This is a genomic window from Pseudomonadota bacterium (assembly GCA_039033415.1).
GTDB lineage: Bacteria > Pseudomonadota > Gammaproteobacteria > Xanthomonadales > SZUA-38 > JANQOZ01.
In genome coordinates this window covers 49221-69217 of the sequence record JBCCCR010000009.1, presented here as the reverse complement: position 1 = coordinate 69217, position 19997 = coordinate 49221, and the positions used below count along the sequence as shown (strand labels likewise).

Sequence of the window (19997 nt, the reverse complement as noted above, 5' to 3'; positions counted from 1 at the left end):
GATGTGTAGTAATCCGAAGTCTCAGAACCGCCTTAACCGCCGGCGCTCCCTGACGCTTTCGTCAAGCGGGCTCTCTCTTGCCTCGCGCATTTCGTTGCGCGTGGTGCTCGCCGGACTGCTGACCATCACCGCGTGCAACAAGGCGCCGGAGCAAGATCCCGAGCTGCAGCGTTTGAACAACCGCGGTGTTGCGCTGATGGGACGCTTCGACTATCCGGCAGCAGCTGACGTGTTTCGCGAGCTCTATGTCCAGGCGCCCGAGTGGCCGATGGCGAGGGTCAACCTGGCCGTCGCAACGCTGAATCGGCAAAACCCCGGGGATGAGGCGACGGCGTTGGAACTCCTTGAACCGCTGCTGACGGTTACAGGGCCTGAGCAGGCTCGGGCGAACTTCATGGCCGGGATCCTGCATTTCAATCAGGGACGTACCGAGGCGGCCCTGGAACGATTCCGCGCTGCGTCAGAACTGGTTCCCGGCGATGCCTACGCCAATTATTTCCTTGGCCAGGTGCTGCTTCAGACCGGCGCTGCTGAACAGGCGCTGGAGCGATTCGAAACCGCGGGTCGTCAGGACAGCTATCTCCGAAGCGCTTTCTATGGCCAGTTTCTGGCGCGGCAGCGGCTGGGGCAGCGTCAGGAGGCGAGGCAGGCGCTAGCGGTTTATGAGCGTCTTGAAGATAATCCGCAAAGCCGTCTGGCTGAGATCAAGTACACGCGCATGGGGCCGCTGGCGATGGCCCGCCCGGTTTCGCCCCCCGGCCAGGGGCCAGCGAGTGACCGGGGTGAGGGAACGTCTCCGGGAAGAGCGCCCAAAGGCCCCGCATTTGGTGAACCGGTGCTTATTGCGGCTGACGTTCCAGCGGTGCACGGAAGCACGCTGGCAAAACCTAAGGATGGTTCGCTGAGCGTGGCGCTAACGCTGGTCGGAGAGCGCGCGGTGTGGTCCTGCAGCCTCAGCGAGTGCGCGCCGCTTGCTACGCCAAGCCAGGCGCCACAAGCTTCGGCCTGGGGCGACATGAACGGGGACGGATCCGCCGATCGTCTGCTGCTGGCAACGGATGGACTTTGGATTCAGTCGCAGGACGGACAGGACTGGGTTGAGGTGCTGCCCGACGACCCCCTGGTCGGTGCTGACGGGTGGCAAGACCTGGCGGTCCTCGACGCGGACCATGACGGCGACCTGGACGTGCTGCTGATCGGGACGGAACGTCCGGGTCTGCTGATCAGCAATAACGGTAACGGCAGCTTTCGTCGGCTGGACGACTATCTGCCGCCGTTGATCCCGGCGCGCCAGGTCCTAGCGACCGATCTGGACCGGGACCGGGACCTCGATCTTGTACTGGTCGGAGAGACAGGCCAGCAGGTGCTTCTGAACGATCGCCTGTGGCGTTACAGCGCGCCCCCTGACCCGCTGCCGCCGTGGGCGCAGGAGGCGGTACTGGCACTGACGCTCGCCGACCTCGACGTCGACGGTCAGCTGGAGGCGATTGCGATCAGGGGTGATAAGGTCACCGTTTGGCGAGACACAGACGCAGGCTGGACCGCCGAGCAGGCCTTCGCCCACGGCTTTGATCGGCCGGAGCGATTTCTGCTGCACGATTTTGTGGGTGCAGGCACGCCGCAGCTGCTGGTGGGTGACGCGCAGCGGTGGCAGCTCATTTCGCTGGACGACGGGGTCAAGCTCGCTGAGGGAAACGGCCTTGTGCTGGGTCCGACCGTGAGCGACACGGAGCAGGGGCCGGGGCTGCTGATTTCCAACGAGAGCCAGGTCACCTTGCTACCTCCGGGGAGCGGTCGGTTTGCGTTTGCCACGCTGGCCCTTTCCGGATTGACAGATCCCGGTCAGTCGATGCGTTCCAACGCCAGTGGCCTGGGGACTCGGGTGGTGGCGCAAACGGCATCCCGCTGGCAGGTGCTGGGGAACGCCTCGACCACCGCAATGCCCGGCCAGAACCTGCTGCCGGTGACGGTGGGGCTGGGTGGTGCTGACGCGCTGGCCGCCGTGACGCTGGACTGGTCTGACGGTGTCTACCAAACCGAGATCGACCTGGGCCCGGGCCTGCATTCCATCACAGAAACTCAGCGTCAGCTGGCGAGCTGCCCAGTGCTGTTTCAGTGGGACGGCGAAGCGTATCGGTTTGTCACCGACGTGCTCGGCGTTGGCGGGATGGGCTTCAATCTGGGTTTTGGCGAGTACGCGGCACCGCGACCCTGGGAAAAGCTGCTCATCGACGCGCCAGAAACCGGGAGTGGCCCTTTGCGGCTGATGATCGCGGAGCCGATGGAGGAATCCGCTTACCTCGACCACGTGTCAGTGACGGCGCTGGATTTTCCGACCGAGTGGGAGCCAAGGCTCGATGAGCGTATGGCGACTGACGAAGTCCAGGCCACCGGCGAGCTACTCTGGGCAAAGCGGTACGTCGAGCCGGCGGCCGCGGTCGACCATCGAGGTGTCGACATCAGAGAAGAAATCCTGGCGACTGACCGAAAGGCGGCACCATTGCCGGCGCTCGACCCCCAGTTGACCGGGCTGCTGAAGACGTCACAGGTCATAACGCTGGATTTTGAGCAAGACCTCGCCGCGCTGAATGCGCCGGCGCTGGTGTTTGACGGTTGGGTGGAATACGGATATTCGCAGACGCTCTTTGCGGCCTGGCAGGCAGACCGAGTCTACGACGCGGTATCGCTGGAGCTGGAGCAAGACGGACAGTGGGTCGCCTGGCGCCCGTCGTTTGGCTATCCGGCGGGTATGCCTCGGGCGGCGACGCTGCCGCTCACCGGTCTGCCGGCCGGCGTCTCGCGCCTTCGCCTGCGAACCCAGCAGCAGATCTACTTCGATCGGCTGGCGGTCATAGAGACCGATCTGCCGACCGGGGTCCAGCATCGGAGGTTAACGCTCACCGAGGCGCGCGTCAGCCATGTTGGCTTTGCGCGGCGCACCAACGGGCCACAGATGCAGCCAGCCTACGAATTCGCGCGCCGTGACACGTTCTGGGACACCCGCTATCAGCGCGGCCACTACACGGCACTCGGGCCGGCAACCGAGCTGGTGGCCGAGCGGGACAACGCGTTGGCGATTATCGGCCCCGGGGATGCGCTTGAGCTAGTCTTTGACTATTCGCTGCCACCGCCCGCGTCCGGCATGAGCCGAAAGCTGCTGGTGACCTTCCACGGATGGGCGAAAGATATGGATCTCTTTACCCAGTACGGCGAGACGGTAGGGCCGCTGCCGTCCGCGTCGGACGTGGAGCAGGACCGTTCTGCGGTGCTTCACGCCCGCTACAACACGCGCTTTCGGTCGGGTCGCTGATGAGCGTGACGCCGGCTGACACCCCGCAAAGCCGACCGGGCCGGGGCAAGATGTACAAGGACGTCATCGGTCCGCGCCTGAAGCCGGTGTTGACTGCCGTGCTGACACTTTTTGCGCTGCTTAGCATCAACGCGATCTACCTGTCCGCGGTTTCTCTGCTGGAGTTCTTTACGGGCCGCGCGCTTCAGGACACGTTTTTCCAGTACATGTTTTTGGCCCACGTTGTGCTCGGGCTGCTGTTTGTGGTGCCCGCGCTCATTTATGCGGCGGGCCACTACCGCCGAGCCCATCGACGGCCCAACCGACGGGCGGTAAGGGCAGGCCAGGGCATCTTGTTCGCCGGGGTGGTGCTGCTGTTGTCCGGCCTGGTGCTGACGCGCGGGCTGCCGGGAATTGCGCTGACCGATGGGCAGGTGCGGGCGACAGCCTACTGGCTGCACGTGGCGGCGCCGCTGCTGGTGGTGTGGCTGTTTGTGCTCCATCGGCTGGCGGGGAAAGCCATCCGGTGGCGCCGGGGTGGGGCGGTCGCGGGGCTGGCGTCGCTGCTGGCGCTGGTGGGCGTTGGCGTCATCTGGCAAAGCCAATCGACGTCGCTGCCGCAGGCGAGCGAGCAATATTTTTCGCCTTCTCTGGCGCGAACGGCGAACGCGGAGCTCATCCCGGCTGAGCTGCTGATGACCGATCAATACTGCGCCGAGTGTCACGAGGACACCCACGCACAGTGGGAGTTCTCGGCCCATCACCTGGCCTCGTTCAACAATCCGGCCTATCTTTTTTCGGTTCGCCAGACTCGCCAGAAGATGCTGGCCCGCGACGGATCGGTTCAGGGCGCACGATTTTGCGCGGGCTGCCACGATCCGGTGCCGTTTTTCTCGGGCGCGTTCAACGATCCAGACTTCGATGATGTGGCCGACCCCACGTCTCAGGCGGGGATCACTTGTGTGGCCTGTCACGCGATCGAACACATCAACAGCCCGCGGGGCAACGCCGATTACGTGATCGGAGCGCCGGAGTACTATCCGTTTACGTTTTCCGAGTCGGCCACGCTGCGCTGGGTCAACCGCTTTTTGGTCAAAGCCAACCCGTCGTTTCACAAGCGCACGCTGCTTAAATCCCTTCACGGTGAGCCGGAGTTTTGCGCGACCTGTCACAAAGTGCACTTGCCCGAGGCCCTCAATCAATACCGGTGGCTCCGTGGCCAGAACCACTACGATTCGTTCTTGCTGAGCGGCGTGTCGGGGTCTAGCGTTTCGAGTTTTTATTACCCGAAGCAGGCTGAAGCGGGCTGTAACGGGTGCCACATGCCTCGGGTGGCTTCCAATGACTTTGCCGCCAGCGTCGAACCGGGTGAGAGCGAGCCGGCGATTCACAACCATCTGTTTGCCTCTGGCAATACCGCCCTGGGTTCGCTGCTCGACCATCCCGATCGTATCTTTGAGCAGCATCGGGAGATGGTCGAAGGATCGGTCAGCATCGATCTGTTCGGCCTGCGCGAGGGCAGTATCGACGGGCCCCAGCTCGCACCCTTGAGCTCCATCACCGATCCGCTGCAGCGTGGGCGGGACTACCTGCTGGAAGTGGTGCTAAGCACCCAAGGGATGGGACACCTGTTTACCCAGGGCACCGCCGATTCCAACCAGATCTGGCTGGAGGTGTCCGTGCTGCACAACGGCGAGCCGATTGCGGTTTCGGGCGGTATGAACAGCCAAGGTGAGGTCGACCCGGCGGCTCATTTTGTGAATGCCTTTGTGCTGGACCGCGACGGTTACCGGATCGCTGAACGCAACGCGGAAGACATTTTTACGACGCTATACAACCATCAAATACCGCCAGGCGCCTCGGACGTAGTTTTCTACCGCTTCAATATTCCGCCGAGCCTGCTGGGCGAAATCTCCTTCGAGGCCCGGCTGCGATACCGGAAATTTGACACGCAATACTACCGGCGCTTCACGGACTCACCGGGTGCCGCCAATCCGCTCCCGATCATCGATATTGCGGCGGCGAGCGCGATGCGCGGCGTGGGTGACCCATCAACCTGGCGTCGCTGGAACAATTACGGCATCGGCCTGCTGCGGAAACCGGAAAGCGGCGCTTTGCGCCAGGCGGAGGCGGCCTTTCAAGAGGTGGCAACGCTCCCCGGTGAGACCGCTACCGGCCACGGCCTGCTGAACCTGGCTCGAGTGTACCTTCGGGAAGGTCGGCTGGCCGAGGCGGAAAGGACGCTCCAGCAGGCGGCGTCGGAGAACCTGGCTTTCCCGTGGGTGCACGGCTGGCTGACGGCTGAGCTCAATTTACAAAACGGTTTCATCGAGCAAGCGATCGACACGCTCGAGCAGCTTGCGACCACGCCGTTTGCGGCGGCCCGCAGTGCCGGCATGGACTTCTCTCGAGACTATCGCCTCTGGGAGAAGCTTGGCGGGGCCTACTACACCCTGAGCCGTGCGCTGGCGGCCGGACCCGACCGGGATGCAGCGCTGGCCTCCGCACGCGATGCTTACCGCCGTGTCCTGGACGCCGATCCGGAGCGAGCCGGCAGTCATTACGGCCTGTCGCGCGTCCTGCTGGCGCTGGGCAACCAAAGCGAAGCTGAGCATCATGCGCAGATGCACGATCGCTACCGGGTTGACGACAATGCTGCTGATCGCGCGATTGCGGCGGCGCGGGCCCGCTATCCGGCCGCGGCGGTGGCGGCTGAACCGGTGGCGGTCTATCCCCTGGAGATCGCCCTAGATCTGATTGCCACCGATGACTGAAGCGCAAGACGACACGATCATCAGCCTCTGGTTCCGCCGCTCCCTTTTGGCACTCGGAGGCATAGCGCTGCTCGTCGCAACAGGCTGGTGGTTCACCAGAGAGTCCGTCGAGGAGGTCATGCCCGAGGAGAGCACGCCCGAGGCGCCGCTGGCCAACACGCAGGAAACGCCCGCCGTCCCGCTGCCGGGTTTTTACTTTGTGGAGCGTGCTGCCGCGGCCGGACTGGACTTTGAGTTTGAAAACGGCGCTTTCGGCGAGCGCTACCTGCCCGAAACGATGATCGGCGGTGTGGCGTTTCTGGATTTTGATCTCGACGGTGACGCCGACGTTCTGCTGACGGGCGGCAATCGTTGGCCATTCGACGAGGGGACGGAGCGGCTCGAGCAGACGGTGGGCCTTTTCCGCAATGACGGTCAGGGGGGCTTTCTTCGCGTCGACCGGGCGGTCGGTCTGACGACCGATGCCTACGTCATGGGAATGGCCATCGGCGACCCTGACGCTGACGGTGACCCGGATATCTTTCTGACCACAGTTGGGGCCAACCTGTTGTTTGAAAACCTGGACGGCGCGGGTTTCCGGGCGGTGCCGGAGGCGGCCGGGGCGGGCACTGACAGCGAATGGAGCACCGGAGCCAGCTTTACGGACGTTAACGGCGATGGCTGGCCTGATCTGGTGGTGGTCAACTACGTTCAGTGGAGCCCGCAGCTCGATCGAGAGGCCAACTACGAGATAGCCGGGCTCGGCCGAGCATACGGCCCTCCGACCAACTTTCCCGGCTCGCTGCCGAGGCTGTTTATCAACCAGGGTGACGGCAGTTTTATTGATCGGTCGGAAGCTGCCGGTTTGCACGAGGTGCCCGAGGGCAGCGCTAAGTCGCTGGCGGTGCTGCCGCGCGACTTTGACCGCGATGGCGACGTCGACCTGTTTGTCGCCAACGACACCACCCGCAATTTTCTATACGTGAACGACGGCAGCGGCCGTTTCAGTGAGCAGGGGCAGAGCAGCGGCGTTGCCTTCGACAACACCGGTAAATCCACCGGCGCCATGGGCGTGGACGCAACCTGGAGCCTGGCCAGCGGCACTCTGGCGCTGGCGGTTGGCAACTTTGCGAACGAGATGACGTCGTTTTACGTCGCTGACAAGACGGGCAGTCAGTATGCGGACAATGCGATTATCAGCGGCATTGGTCCGGCCAGTCGCCAGGCGCTGACGTTCGGGCTGTTTTTCGCTGATCTGGACGGCGACGGCCGCGAAGACCTGCTCCAGGTGAACGGTCACGTGGAAAACCTGATCAACCGGGTGCAGCCGAGCCAGCGCTTCGAGCAACCGGCCCAGCTGTTCTGGAACTGTGGTCAGGCCTGCCAGAGACCCTTTGTGCCGGTACCGGCTGTGGGTAGCGGAGATCTGACGAACGCGCTGGCGGGTCGAGGCGCCGCGGCGGCGGACATCGACAATGATGGCGATCTGGATTTGCTCTTCGCTGAGGTTGGGGGGCGCCCGAGGTTGCTCGTCAACGAAACGCCCCAGGCGGACGGGTATTTCCGGCTCAGGCTTGTCGGCGCGCATCCCAACACCGAGGCGCTCGGCGCGGTGGTGGAGGTGGAATCTGCCGATGGGCTACAGCGACGGGAAATCAGCCGAACGCGAAGCTATTTGTCGCAGTTCGACCTTGAGCAGCTTTTTGCCATGGGCGCTGGCCCGGTCAGGGTTCGGGTCCGCTGGCCGGATGGCATTATGTCGGTCCGTGAGGACATTACGGCAGGGCAGCTGCTGGTTCTCACGCACCCTTCGAATCAATGAGCCGCAAAATCCTCAACGAAGGCGGCTGGGCCAATGGGACGGTCTTCCTCGAGGATAGCCCCGAAGGGCCGGTTGTCGTCAAAAGTTACGCCCGCCGCATCGGGCTGATTCGGATGCTGGGTCGATACCTGCTGTCACGTGAGCGGCGGGCCTACCGGCGATTGGAAGGCATCACCGGCGTGCCGGAGCTTGTACCCGACCCAGACCCGCTGCGGCTGTCGTTACGGTTTATCGAGAGCGAGCGAATCAGCAACGAGCGACTCGCGGTGGACGGCGCGGTGGTGATCAAACATCTGCGCCGGGTTGTCGCAGACATGCACGCCCGTGGCGTCTATCACCTGGATTTGCGTAACCAGGGCAACGTGCTGGTCGACGCCGAAGGTCGCTGCTACCTGATCGACTTTGCGTCCAGTCTTTATCTGCCGCCCAGCTCGCTGCGGCGCCTGGTATTGACGCCGCTGGCGCGGGCTTTCGATCGCTATGGGCTGGGCAAGTGGGAAGCTCGGGCCGGCCAGCAACTCAAGGAGTCATAAGCGCCACGGTCTTAATGATCGCGTTGGTGGTCGGCACGTCGGTGGTACCGAGCTGTTCGGAGAACCCGGTGGGCACCTGGCTGAGGGTTTCCACCACGTCCCATCCCTCGATGACTTCGCCAAACACCGTATAGCCCCAGTTTTTCCGATTGGGGTCGAGACTGTCGTTGTCGTTCATATTGAAGAAAAACTGGGACGTGGCGCTATGGGGATCGTCGTGCCGGGCCATGGCGATTGAGCGGGTGCGGTTTGCCAGTCCGTTGCCCGATTCGTTCAGGATTTCAGCACCTTCCTCCACCTGACTCAGGTCGGGGTGGTAGCCGCCACCCTGCACCACAAACTCCGCGATCACGCGATGAAATAGCGTGTTGTTGTAGGCGCCGGCCTCAACGTAACGCAAAAAATTGTTAACGGTGACGGGGGCTCGGCGGCGATTCAGCTCGACGACAAAGTCGCCATGACTCGTGGTGAATTTCACCTGCGGGTAGTGGGCATTGGGATAAACCGGCGTCTCCACCGCACATTCCATGGCCTGGGAAGCCAGCGGGAGCAACAAAAGGCAGCCTGCGAGAGCGCCGGAAACACGCTTTGCGATGTTGAGAACCATGTCGCCTAATCCTGTGATCCGTAATGTTAAAAGTGGAGTTTGTGAGCTTAACCTCTGAGGGGCAAGCCATTTTTTGGCGTTATTGATGAGATAGCCAGCGCGTTTTTGCGTTGTATACTGAAATGATAAAGAGCGTTTGCCAGGGGATCAGGGACGTTATGCAGGGGCATTCGAAAAGAAAGATGGGTCGAGTTTGGCTGGCCGCCGCGCTGCTCTGCGGCGGGCTGGGTTTCTTTGGTTCCGCAGTAGCGCAGCGATTTGACGATCGCGAACCAACGCGGCTGGCGGTTGCGGGCGCGGCGCAGAAGGGCACCGGTTCGCTGACGCTTGGACTGGGCGTCAATCCTGCGGTGGTCAATGGGGAAGAATTCGGCACCGTTACCTACACAATCACGGTTGATCGGCCCGGCGGACAGGGTGACCTCAGTGGCTTCGTCCTGGACGGGGTTTTCACCACCAATCTCGGGCAGGTGAAGAAAGGCTTTCAGAAGGGGGCGATCCTGGCCAATCTTGAGCCCGGGACCCAGAGCCCGGTGGACTCGCAGGGCCAGACTTGGAGCTGTACCAGCGATTTCGGCACTCTCACGTGTACGCCGCCCTCCGGCACGCTAATCGACGGTGTCAGCACGTTCACGGTGACTGCCGGCATCGGCTCTAAGGGGCCGTCCGGGACGGTGGATCTTCAGGTGGGGTCAACCCGACTTCCCGGCATCATCCCCGCGACCACATCAGTAACAGTACTGGCGCCCGGTGGCGCAGAACTTTCTTACACCGCTGCGGCAAATCCGGTGAATCCGGCGCCACAGGATCCGGTGGATCTGGAGGTCACGGTGCAAAACACGAGCGCCGCGGCCATCGCCAACCCCTTTACCGTCAGTTTCTTTGGCTCATCGGGTATCTTTCTGCCGACCAGTTTTGGGGATTCAAACTTCTCCTGTACTCAAGTTGTCACGGACCAGCTGGACTGTGATTACCAGAGCGGGAGCCTGCTGCCTGGCGCGCAGGTCACGCTCCGGATACCGGTGACCGCACCTTTCGGCGCGCAGCCGTTCTCGACGTCGGTGAACGTGATCCCCGACGTCAACGATACCGTACTGACCGCAGGGCCGCTCACGATCAACGGTGACACCAGCACACTCATCGACTTCAGCGTCACGCCCCCAACCAATCAGCCGGTGGCTTTTGGTGACCCCATGGAGTTTGTCGCCACAGTCACCAACTCGGGCCCAGCGCCCGCCCGCAATGTCTTTTTTGACCTGTTTGGCGACGACAACGTGTTTTCGGGTACCACCACCTTTGTGAGCGGCACCGGCGCCAACTGGAACTGCATGGGACTCGGGCCCCAGAATCGCAAACGCAACGGCAAGCGTGAGCGGCCGGTTGCGCAAAAAGGGGCGGGCGTAGGGTCAACCTGCGACTACGGCATCGACCTCCTGCCAGGCCAAACGACTCCTCCGGTAACCATCATCTTTAACGCGCCGTCAGGGCAGGGCGTCAATCTGTTTTCGGTGTTTCCTGATGCCTTCGCTGACAACCAGTCAAACTCCAGCAGCCCGACGCCCATCGATGTGGTGATTGCACCCGCCACGGATCTCAGCCTGACCAAAGTGGCGTCGCTCTCGAGCACCAACGTGGGGAATCAGTTCACCTATTCGCTGACCGTTACCAACAACGGTCCGGTCGACATCGACAAGACCGAATACACGATCACCGACACGCTGCCGCCGGAAGTCAGCTTCGTGTCGGGCCCAACCAGCCTCTATACCTGCGTGGACACCGGCGGCACTGTCGTGTGTAACTACACCGAAAGCCCGGATTCTCTGCTGATCGGCGGGTCGGACGTTATCGATCTGGTTGTGACCGCCACCGGGGCTGGCTCAACCGTCAATACCGCTGACCTCACGCTCGGCGGTCCGACCATCGACACCAACCTGACCAACAACACCGATACGGCGAACGTGGTCATCGCCGGGAGCTCCGACCTGTCGCTGGCCAAAACCGCCAGTGCTGCCAGTGTCGATGTAGGAAGCCCCTTCAGCTATACGCTCACCGTCAGCAATGCTGGCCCCGATACGGCCAGCGCATTCACCGTGACCGACACCCTGCCCACCGGCGTGTCGTACGACGGATTCAGCGGCGCCGAGTTTTCCTGCACCGAAGCGGCCGGTGCGGTGACCTGCACCTACAGCGGGGCAGGGCTTGCCAACGGGGCTACCACCAGCCTCAATTTGAACGTCACGGCGCAAAGCGATGGTTTGACAAGCAACAGCGCCACCGTGGACCTCTCACCGCCGGCCGTCGATCCGACGCCGACCAACGATACCGGCACCGTGGACGTCACCATCAACCCAGGCGCTGACCTGGCGCTGACCAAGTCAGCCAGCGTTTCCACCGCCACTGTTGGTGATCTGTTTGACTGGGTGATCACCGTTACCAACAACGGGCCCGCCGGCGCCGACGGCTTTACGGTGACCGACACGTTGCCGACACAGACGAGCTTCAGCTCGGTTGTGGCGCTCGACTACACCTGTACCACAGCGGCCTCGGATATCAGCTGTACCTGGGCGGGTACCGGCCCCTTGCCGAACGCCGGCACGTCGCAGATCACCGTAACGGTCGACGCTGTGTCTCCCGGCACCGCGAACAATACGGCAACCGTTTCCGCAGCGGCCGCTGCACCGGACACCAACCCGGGAAACAACAGCGCCACGGCCAGCGTGGTGGTCAACGCGCCCCCCATGACAACCATCGTGACGACGCTGGCTGACGATCCGGATCCGGTGGAGCCACAGGGGCAGTTCACCTTCAGCGCCACGCTCACCAATCAGGGACCGGTGTCGACGAGCAATCTCTTTGCCGTCTTCAGCCTCGATCCTGGCGTGACCTTCAATGGCTCAACTGCCGTCAAAGGCGGCGGTGGCTGGTCCTGCACGCTGCTTGGGGTCCTGGACAAGGGCTCGATCGGAAGCGGCAACACGGTGGATTGTTTTAATCCCGGTCCGCTGCCGGTGAACACCACCACCACGGTCACGCTCGACCTGACGGCGCCCGAGCAGCCAGGCATTATCACCACCGATGTGGAAATCGGATCCGATGAGTTTGGACCGGACCTGCTCAGCGAAACCACCCGCGTCGGGGCTGACGTCGACCTGTCGATCTCCAAGACGGTGAGCCAGGAAGAGGTAGAGGTGGGAGAAGAGTTCAGCTTCTCGATTGGCGTCAGCAACGCCTTGGGCACGGCGAGCGGTATCAGCGTGAGCGACGCGATAGCGCCGCAGCTGATGATTCAATCCATCAGCGGACGCGACTGGTCGTGCCAGCAGTTCCAGAACAACGTCGGCTGCGACTACCTGGGTGAGCCGCTGGCGGCAGACAGCCAGACGCCGACACTCACCATCAACGTACGCGCGGTTGAGGCCGGGCAAATCAGCAACACGGCGCGGGTCAGCTCCGACCAGAATGACGTCAATCCGTCGAACGACCGTCAGACCGTGCAGGTGAATGTTGGCGGCGTTGACACCGTGGACCTGGTACTGACCAAGCGCAGCCTCCCGGAGACTGTCGCCGCCGGCCAGCAGTTCCAGTATCTCCTGACGGTCGAAAACCTGGGGCCGTCGCAGGCAACCGGTGTGGTTGTCAGCGATCAGCTTCCCGACGGCGTACAGTTTGTCTCCGGCGGCGCGGCAGGCTGGACGTGCACCGACAACGGTGGTCTCGTGCAGTGTGTCCGGGAGGGCAACGTGTTGCCGCAGGTGGGGCCGGACACGCTGACGCTGACAGTGCAAGCACCAAGCGTTGCGGGTCAGCTCGTGAACACCGCGGACGTCACCTCGGATCAGCCTGAGGCCAATCAGGCAGACAATTCCGCCAGCGCGATCACCACCGTCGCTGACGCCGGACCGGACGTCGCAATTTCCAAGACGGTCGATCAGACCTCGGCGCGTCGTGGCGATCTCCTGACCTATGCCATCGACGTGACCAACCTCGGCGATGAACCGGCCAACGGCGTGACGGTCACCGATACTCTGCCGCTAGGCCTGAGCGTCGCTGAAGTCACCGCGCCGAACTGGGACTGCCAGGTCACCCCCCAGTCGGCCATCTGTACGCTGATGGACAATCTGGCGCCCGGCGCCAGCGCTCCGATCATCCTGACCGGTCGACTAACGGTTTCCAGCGGTCTGGTGGAAAACCGCGTAACGGTTACCACCCTCAGCGCTGACCCGATCACCGACAACAACGCCGCGGCGGCTGAAACGACCGTCATCGGCGATCCGCTGCCGGTTAACCTCTCGATCACGATCGACGACAGCGTCGACCCGGTGTTGACCGAAGAGCCCTTTGATTACCTGATAACGCTCGGTAACGAAGGCCCCGGGGCCGCCTCAGAGTACGCCATTACCGGCGATCTGCCGCCCGGCGTGGTGCCTGGCAATATTGTTGCGCCGGACCTGGTCAGCTGCAGCGTTGAGGGCCAGCGGTTTATCTGTCGCTCCGAGGGGCTGCTGCCACCCAACACCGAAAACCTGATCACGCTGTCCGTTACGGCACCGCCAGACCCCGCAGACCTGTCGTTTGTCGTGGAGATTCAGTTCACCGGCGCAGGGATTGATGAAGACGGCAGCGACAACACCGACAGCGAGCAGACGAGCGTGAGGCTGACGCCAACGGCTGAAGATCTCGAGCAGCAGCTGACGACCGCGCTGGGTGAGATCGACGATCCTCTGGTCACGAACAACCTGGCGCCTACGGCGGAACTCTGCGCTAATCCACCGGCCGGGCTCGTGCTCGACCTGTGCCGGGAAATTGCTGACGCACTGGGTGATGGTCGTGGCGGTGAGGTTGCCGAGGTCATTCGGGCCATTGTCGGTGCCCCCACCACCACGCAGCACACATCGCTCGTGGAGGCATCCACCACCCAGTTCAGCAACCTGTTTGCCCGCTTCAATCAGAACCGGCAGAACCAGGGTGCCGCCAATGGCGGAACGTTTAACGTTGACGGCCTGGCGTTTCGCTACGGCAACGAAATGATGCCGCTCAGTTTCATGCAGGCCGGTGACGAGGAACCCGCCATCGACTCTTCCGGCCTGATCAAGCCGTGGGCGTTCTTCATCAACGGTACGATCAGTGGCGGCGACCGCGATCCAACCACGCGTGAGCTGGGTTTCGATTTTGATACCCGCGGCATCACGATGGGCGTCGACTATCGCTTCAGCCCGCGTTTCATCGGGGGCGCAGCCCTGGGCTACAGCAACTTTGACTCGGACATTCAGGGGGGCGGAACGCTTGAGTCTGACACCCTGATGCTGCATCTGTTTGCGAATTACTACCCGACCGACCGGCTTTATATCGACGGACTCATCAGTTTCGGTAACGTGGACTTCGACCAGGTCCGACCGATCGACTTTTCCATCGGTGGCTTGACGGTTGATGACACGGCGATGGGCGCGACCGAAGCTGACATGCTCGCGGCGGCCCTGTCGGTGGGCTACAACTACAACTCCGGCAGCTGGAACTTTACGCCCAGCGGCAGTATCAGTCTTGTGGACGCCGATATCGACGCTTTCAGCGAATCGGGGACCGACCTGGCGCTGGACTACACCGAACAGAGCGTCGAGTCGCTGATCCTGAGCGCCAATCTGAGCGTGTCGAAGATCATCAGCCTGTCCCGGGGCATTCTGACGCCGACATTCGACGTGTCGTATCTGCACGAAACGTCGAACGACGACAGCAACGTGAACAGCCAGATTCTGGGTGCCCCGGCCGGGGCGAGCTTCCTGGTGGAGGCTGACAGCCCAGACACGAATTACGCCAGCGCCGGGCTGGGCCTGGTTTTTGTCGGAGCCAACGGAAAACAGGCGTTCCTCCAGTACCGAAATATTCTGGGGCTGAGCGGCTTCTCCCGGTGGACGGTTAATGCCGGCGTGAGGTTCGAATTCTGATCGGCTGAACTGAGACTGCACAGGAGAGTCGCAGTCTGGAGGTGTGATATGGAAACGTTATGCGCGAAGAGCAAGGATGACTCGATGGGCTTAAGAAAACTGTGGCTGACGCTGGCCGTCGCCGTGATGACGGGCGCCGCCGGCATGGCTGGCGCGCAGAAGGTTGACCCCAATGACTATGCAGGGGCGATTAAGGTCGATGATCTGTTTATCGTCGACTGCCTGTTGCCGCCTCAGGTCCGGCAGATGGGGCAACGTTTCACCTACCTCGCTGCTCGTAAACCCATCAGAACCTCAGCAAAAGATTGCGCGATCCGGGGCGGTGAGTATGTCGCTTACGATCGGGCCGACCTGGAAACCGCGCTGAAGGTGTGGCTGCCAGCCGCTGAGGGTGGCGACGCGCAGGCCCAAACCTACGTCGGCGAGATGTATGAAGAGGGGATGGGCGTACCGCCCGACTATGCCGCTGCAGCTAAGTGGTATTCGCTGGCCGCCGAACAGGGTCATCCGCGGGCACAGATTAATCTAGGGGCGCTGTACGAAAGCGGTCGGGGCGTCAGCCAAGACCTGACCCGCGCGATGAACCTCTACCGTGAGGCCTCCGGCATTACCGATGGGGTGCTGGAATACACCACCGACGAACAGATGGCTCGCCGTCGCGCGCTGGCGCAGGAGGCTGAGCGCCTTCGCGCGCAGGTGCTCGATCTGACCGACCGCCTGGACGGGGCGGAGAAGAAGCTGACTCGGCGCAAGCGAGACCTTCGTCGGGCCCGCGATGAGCTGGCCCGAACGCTGGACGAACTCGAACTGGAACGTAGCCAGTCGGCCGATCTATCCGCGGCCGAGCGCCAGGCCCTTGAACAGCTGCGTAGCGACAACACTCGGCTGAAAACCGATCTCGGTAAAGCCCGGGCGGCGCGCAGCGCGCTGCTGGCTGAGCTCGGTGAGGTACAGGAGCAGAGTGAGCTTGCGCAAGACGAGCTGTCCCGGGTACGGGGCGAACTCGATCGTCGTGAGGCGGCGGTCGATCAGTCGCGCCAGGAGGTTGAACGGCTGCGCCAGCAGCTCCAGACTGCTCGGAGCAGCGGGAGCGGCGAAGCCGACGAGCTGGCGACCACAATCCAGGCTAAAGAATCCGCCCTTGAGGCAGAGCGTGCGCTGATCGCGGCGCGCGAGGAAGAATTGGGCGAAGCGCTGCAGGCGGCTGAGGCCCAGCTGAAAGCGGCTCGCGATCAAGAGAGCGCGCTGCGCGCTCAGGTTTCCGGTCAGGCCGAAGAGATCGACATCATCCGCGGCTCACTGGCACAGGCGCAGAACGAACTGATGGAGAGTCAGCTCAAGCTGGCGGCCGGGCAGGGGGCCGCTGAGGAGCTGGAGGAACTCCGTCAGGAAATCGCTGACCGAGAGGCGGAAATTGCCGCCGCTCAGGCGGACAGCGATGCGCTGCTCGATCAGCTGCTGGTGCAGGAGATCGTGGCCGCAGAAGACGTAATAAGCATGATTTCTCCGGACGTCGGAGTCGCCAGAGGCGTGCGGGCGGTGACGCTCTTCTCGGACGTCGAGGACTACGACCTCATCGGCCGTATCTCGCCGAGTTCGGAGCTGCTTGCCTTCCGGGTTAACGACCGTAACGCGCTGGATCAGATCGATGGCAATGGCCTGTTTAAGGTGCCGGTCTCGCTGGAGGGCATGGAAACCCCCGTCTCCATCGAGGCGGTGACCGTGGATGGCGAACGAACTCGCGAGAGCTTCATCATCCAGAAGGATCTGCCGCAGGCAATCGCCACGCGCGTCACGTCGCGGCAGTTCCGCAAACGGCTCCGTCGCGACCTGGGCTCGTTTAACGCGCTGGTGATCGGCAACAACAATTATTCCCATCATCAGCCGCTCGCCACCGCCACCGCGGATGCCCGCGGCGTTGCCCAGGTTCTGGATGAGCGTTATGGCTTCAACGTTTCGCTGCTGCTCGACGCTACGCAGGCGGACATGGTGCAGGAATTTGCCAGGCTCACCGAATCGCTTGGCAAGAACGACAACCTGCTGATCTATTACGCTGGCCACGGCGTGGTGACGGACGACGGAAATGGTCACTGGCTCGGCGTGGATTCGGCGGCCGGGCCGGACGCCACCTGGATCGGCAACAATCAGATCAGCGACTTCATTTCAGAAATGACCGCCAAGCACGTGCTGGTGGTGGCGGACAGCTGCTACTCCGGCACGCTGTCGGGTGCCGCCATCCGACCGATCCCTCTGGAAGTCGACGATCAGGATCTGCTGTTTATCTCGCGCGTTCGCGCACGCACAGTGCTGACGTCCGGCGGCCTTCAGCCGGTGCTGGATGATGGCGGTGACGGAAACTCCATCTTCGGCGGAGCGTTCATTCGCGCGATCTCAGGCAACGCTGACGTGATGGAGGGTTACCGACTCTTCGAAGCGGTTGAGCGAGAGGTGGAAACGCGATCTCGGCTAGCGCAGCTGCGGCAGTCGCCCGAGTACACCGCCATGAAGTTTGCTGGACATGAAGGGAGCGAGTTCTTCTTTCTGCCGGAGTCCGATACGGCGCTGGCGCGCCAGCCGCAGCGGCTGTAGCGCCGCAAGCGTGACCGGGAAGGGGTCAAGCTTTGACTAGTTGCCATCGCAGATCTGGATGATCTCTTCGGCTCGTGTCGGGTTGAGGGCAAGCAGGCCGCGCCGCGCTTCCTCGTTTTTACAGTCGAATTCCGATAGCACCTTAAACAGGTTTTCTTCGGCCTGCTCGTAGTTGTTGATGCGGGACATGCTGGCCGCTGCGGCCAGCAGCTCCTGCATGCGCTCCCGCTCCGCCACGTCCAGGTTCTGGCCCATGCCTACGCGGATTCCCGAAGGATTATTCGGGGTGGTATCGGAATCGCCGCCCATCATGCGAACGCCGACCACGGCGGCCACCACCACCGTGATCACCACGGCAGCGATCGGCACTAGCGGCAGGCCGGAACGTGCCTCTGCCGGCGTGCTTGCCGAGGGCGTGGCGGCTGGCTGCGCGGCAGCCATCTCCCCTGAGGCGAGCTCGGAGGGGGCAACGGCCAGCGTTGCGCTGTTGGCAGGGTCCAGGGCCGCCACGGCGGCCGGTTTCTTGAGTGCCGCGAGCAGTTCCCCCGCACTTTGAAAGCGGCTGTCGGGTTCCTTGGCCACCAGCCGATTGAGCAGCGGCTGATACTTAACGTACGGCTCGGGCAGCATGGGTATCGGTTCGTAGACGTGTGCGTAGCTAATGGCAAACGTATCTGCGCCCTCGTAGAGCTTGTTGCCGGTCAGCATTTCGTAGAAGACCACACCCAGCGCGTACAGATCAGAGCGAAAGTCGATGGACTTGCCGGTCGCCCGCTCCGGGCTCATGTAGTGTGGCGTGCCGACGACGGCCCCAGCCTTGGTGAAATTGCTTTCGGTGTCCTGCTCCTTGGCAATACCAAAATCTACGAGCACCGCTTTGCCGCTCTCGTGAAACATGATGTTTTCTGGCTTGATGTCGCGGTGCAGTAGTTTGATTGAGTGGGCGTGGTCCAGCGCGCCTGCCATATCTTTCAAGATCGATAGTGCTTCTTCGGCGTCGATGCCCCGTTTGATCCGCTCGGTGAGGTCACCGCCGCTCAGGAGTTCCATCGCGAGGTAGTAGTGGTGATCAACCACGCCGCAAGCGTACACGGTCACGATGTTGGCGTGACTGCACTGAGCCGCCATATCGCCTTCGAGCTTAAGGCTCTCCATGAAGGCGTCATCCTGCCCGGTCGTTGGCGCAACAATCTTGATCGCCACCTTGCGCTTGGGCTGGAGCTGATTCGCGAGATAGACCCGGGCCATACCGCCGCGGCCCAGCTCTTCGATGAGCTCAAAGTTGGGTATCTCTATGGGTGCCTGCATGATCGTCCCTTATCGGTCTGTTCGATTCTCTCCCGCATCGTGCCCGGAACAGGCGCACCTGACCTCAGCACGGCCGGCGGCGAAAGCCCGCCCAGCGGCGCCGATTGCTGCAGGCATTTTGAAGCAAGGCCCAGTGTTCTGTCACGAACATTTGTCATGCTGGACTCAGTGGCGGTAGGCGTCGGCAAGCGCTCCCAGATGCGAGCGCTCCGGCTCGCGGAGATACGGTGCCAGCAGGGTCATGACCTGATAAGCCCCGCCGCCGGCCCGGGGCAAGTAGGGTGTTCCGGATGCAGACTCATAGCCGATCCAAAACGTCGCCACCATCACAACGTTGGTACTCAGGTCCTCTATTTCTTGCTGAGTCGCCGTCATCATGCCGCTGCGTTGCAGCGCCCGACACAGCGCCAGGGCAGCCTCGCGTTTTGACTTGAGAAGAAAACCAAACTGGCGGCGGACCGGACGCAGACGTCGCAAAATATCGGTCAGGTTGTCATAGATGAAACGGTATTCATTGACCCGCTCGAGCACGAGATGCAGGAAGAGCCAGACGTCCTCGAGCTCAAGGACAACGTCGGCCGGTACGTCGAGCAGGGAGGAAAGCTCATGGTGATAACGATCGTACAGTTCACTGACGATCTGATCTTTGTTGCGAAAGTGGTAGTAGAGGTTGCCCGGGCTGATGTCCATCTCATCAGCGATATGGTTGGTACTGACTGCGCCTTCACCCTGCTCGTTGAATAGCGCCAGGCTGGTTTGCAGTATCCGTTCCCGGGTCTTCAACCGCTGAGACGTTTGACCAGGTCAACATACTTGCGCATGGCCGTGTCTTGGTCGGTTCCAGCGAGGGCTTCCCACGCTTCATATTTGGCGGTAGCGACGAAGTCGAAGAAGCCGGGTTTTTCACCGCTGACGTCCCCTTCCGACGCCTGCTTGAACAGGGCATAAAGCTTTAGCAGCGTGTCGTTGTCAGGCTTCTCGGTCAGCTTTTTCGCGTTGGCCGTGGCCTCGGCAAAGGCCTTTTCTATGTCGCTCAAGTTGGCTCTCCCTCGTTACGCCGATTATGCTGCGCTGACAACGATTTCTCAACCTGCTGTCCCATGCGGCGGCTTTAGCTGGCACAATTGCAGGCCAACGGTCTGTTGAACAGCGCCCGA

10 protein-coding genes are annotated in these 19997 nt (G+C 62.3%); 6 read left to right on the top strand and 4 right to left on the bottom strand.

The features are described from left to right. The first annotated feature begins 1 nt into the window (after position 1). The 4 genes from AAF358_09190 to AAF358_09175 are packed head-to-tail and all read left to right on the top strand — an operon-like array spanning position 2 to position 8397. Positions 2 to 3310, top strand: a complete 3309-nt coding sequence (locus tag AAF358_09190) for an FG-GAP-like repeat-containing protein (GenBank protein MEM7705713.1) — start codon at positions 2 to 4, stop codon at positions 3308 to 3310. Beyond that, entirely contained in the window at positions 3310 to 6063 is a 2754-nt protein-coding gene (locus AAF358_09185; GenBank protein MEM7705712.1) for a multiheme c-type cytochrome, read from the top strand. The genes AAF358_09190 and AAF358_09185 overlap by 1 nt, the downstream gene beginning before the upstream one ends. Beyond that, positions 6056 to 7864, top strand: a complete 1809-nt coding sequence (locus tag AAF358_09180) for a CRTAC1 family protein (protein MEM7705711.1) — start codon at positions 6056 to 6058, stop codon at positions 7862 to 7864. Before AAF358_09185 ends, AAF358_09180 begins: the two co-directional genes overlap by 8 nt. After that, entirely contained in the window at positions 7861 to 8397 is a 537-nt protein-coding gene (locus AAF358_09175; protein MEM7705710.1) for a lipopolysaccharide kinase InaA family protein, read from the top strand. The genes AAF358_09180 and AAF358_09175 overlap by 4 nt, the downstream gene beginning before the upstream one ends. On the opposite strand, the gene AAF358_09170 is transcribed toward AAF358_09175, so the two are convergent. Continuing rightward, a complete protein-coding gene (locus AAF358_09170; protein MEM7705709.1) occupies positions 8384 to 9004 on the bottom strand; it encodes a peptidylprolyl isomerase in 621 nt (206 codons plus the stop codon). The genes AAF358_09175 and AAF358_09170 overlap by 14 nt on opposite strands. Before the next feature lie 182 nt (positions 9005 to 9186). On the opposite strand from AAF358_09170, the gene AAF358_09165 reads away from it, so the two are divergent. Together AAF358_09165 and AAF358_09160 are read left to right on the top strand one after the other, a co-directional pair. Then, positions 9187 to 14943: an autotransporter domain-containing protein gene (locus tag AAF358_09165; GenBank protein ID MEM7705708.1), complete on the top strand. Its 5757-nt coding sequence runs from the start codon at positions 9187 to 9189 to the stop codon at positions 14941 to 14943. Between the two features lie 48 nt (positions 14944 to 14991). Then, positions 14992 to 17532, top strand: a complete 2541-nt coding sequence (locus AAF358_09160) for a caspase family protein (GenBank protein ID MEM7705707.1) — start codon at positions 14992 to 14994, stop codon at positions 17530 to 17532. A 36-nt stretch (positions 17533 to 17568) separates the two neighbouring features. Here AAF358_09160 and AAF358_09155 read toward each other — a convergent pair whose 3' ends face one another. The 3 genes from AAF358_09155 to AAF358_09145 all read right to left on the bottom strand — a co-directional run bounded on the left by AAF358_09155 (position 17569) and on the right by AAF358_09145 (position 19877). Continuing rightward, positions 17569 to 18840, bottom strand: coding sequence for a serine/threonine-protein kinase (locus AAF358_09155; protein MEM7705706.1), 1272 nt, complete (start codon positions 18838 to 18840; stop codon positions 17569 to 17571). 165 nt (positions 18841 to 19005) lie between these two features. Next, positions 19006 to 19623 (bottom strand): TetR/AcrR family transcriptional regulator, encoded by a 618-nt coding sequence (locus AAF358_09150; protein ID MEM7705705.1) that lies wholly within the window; start codon positions 19621 to 19623, stop codon positions 19006 to 19008. After that, positions 19620 to 19877 (bottom strand): acyl-CoA-binding protein, encoded by a 258-nt coding sequence (locus tag AAF358_09145; protein ID MEM7705704.1) that lies wholly within the window; start codon positions 19875 to 19877, stop codon positions 19620 to 19622. Before AAF358_09145 ends, AAF358_09150 begins: the two co-directional genes overlap by 4 nt. Positions 19878 to 19997: the final 120 nt, after the last annotated feature.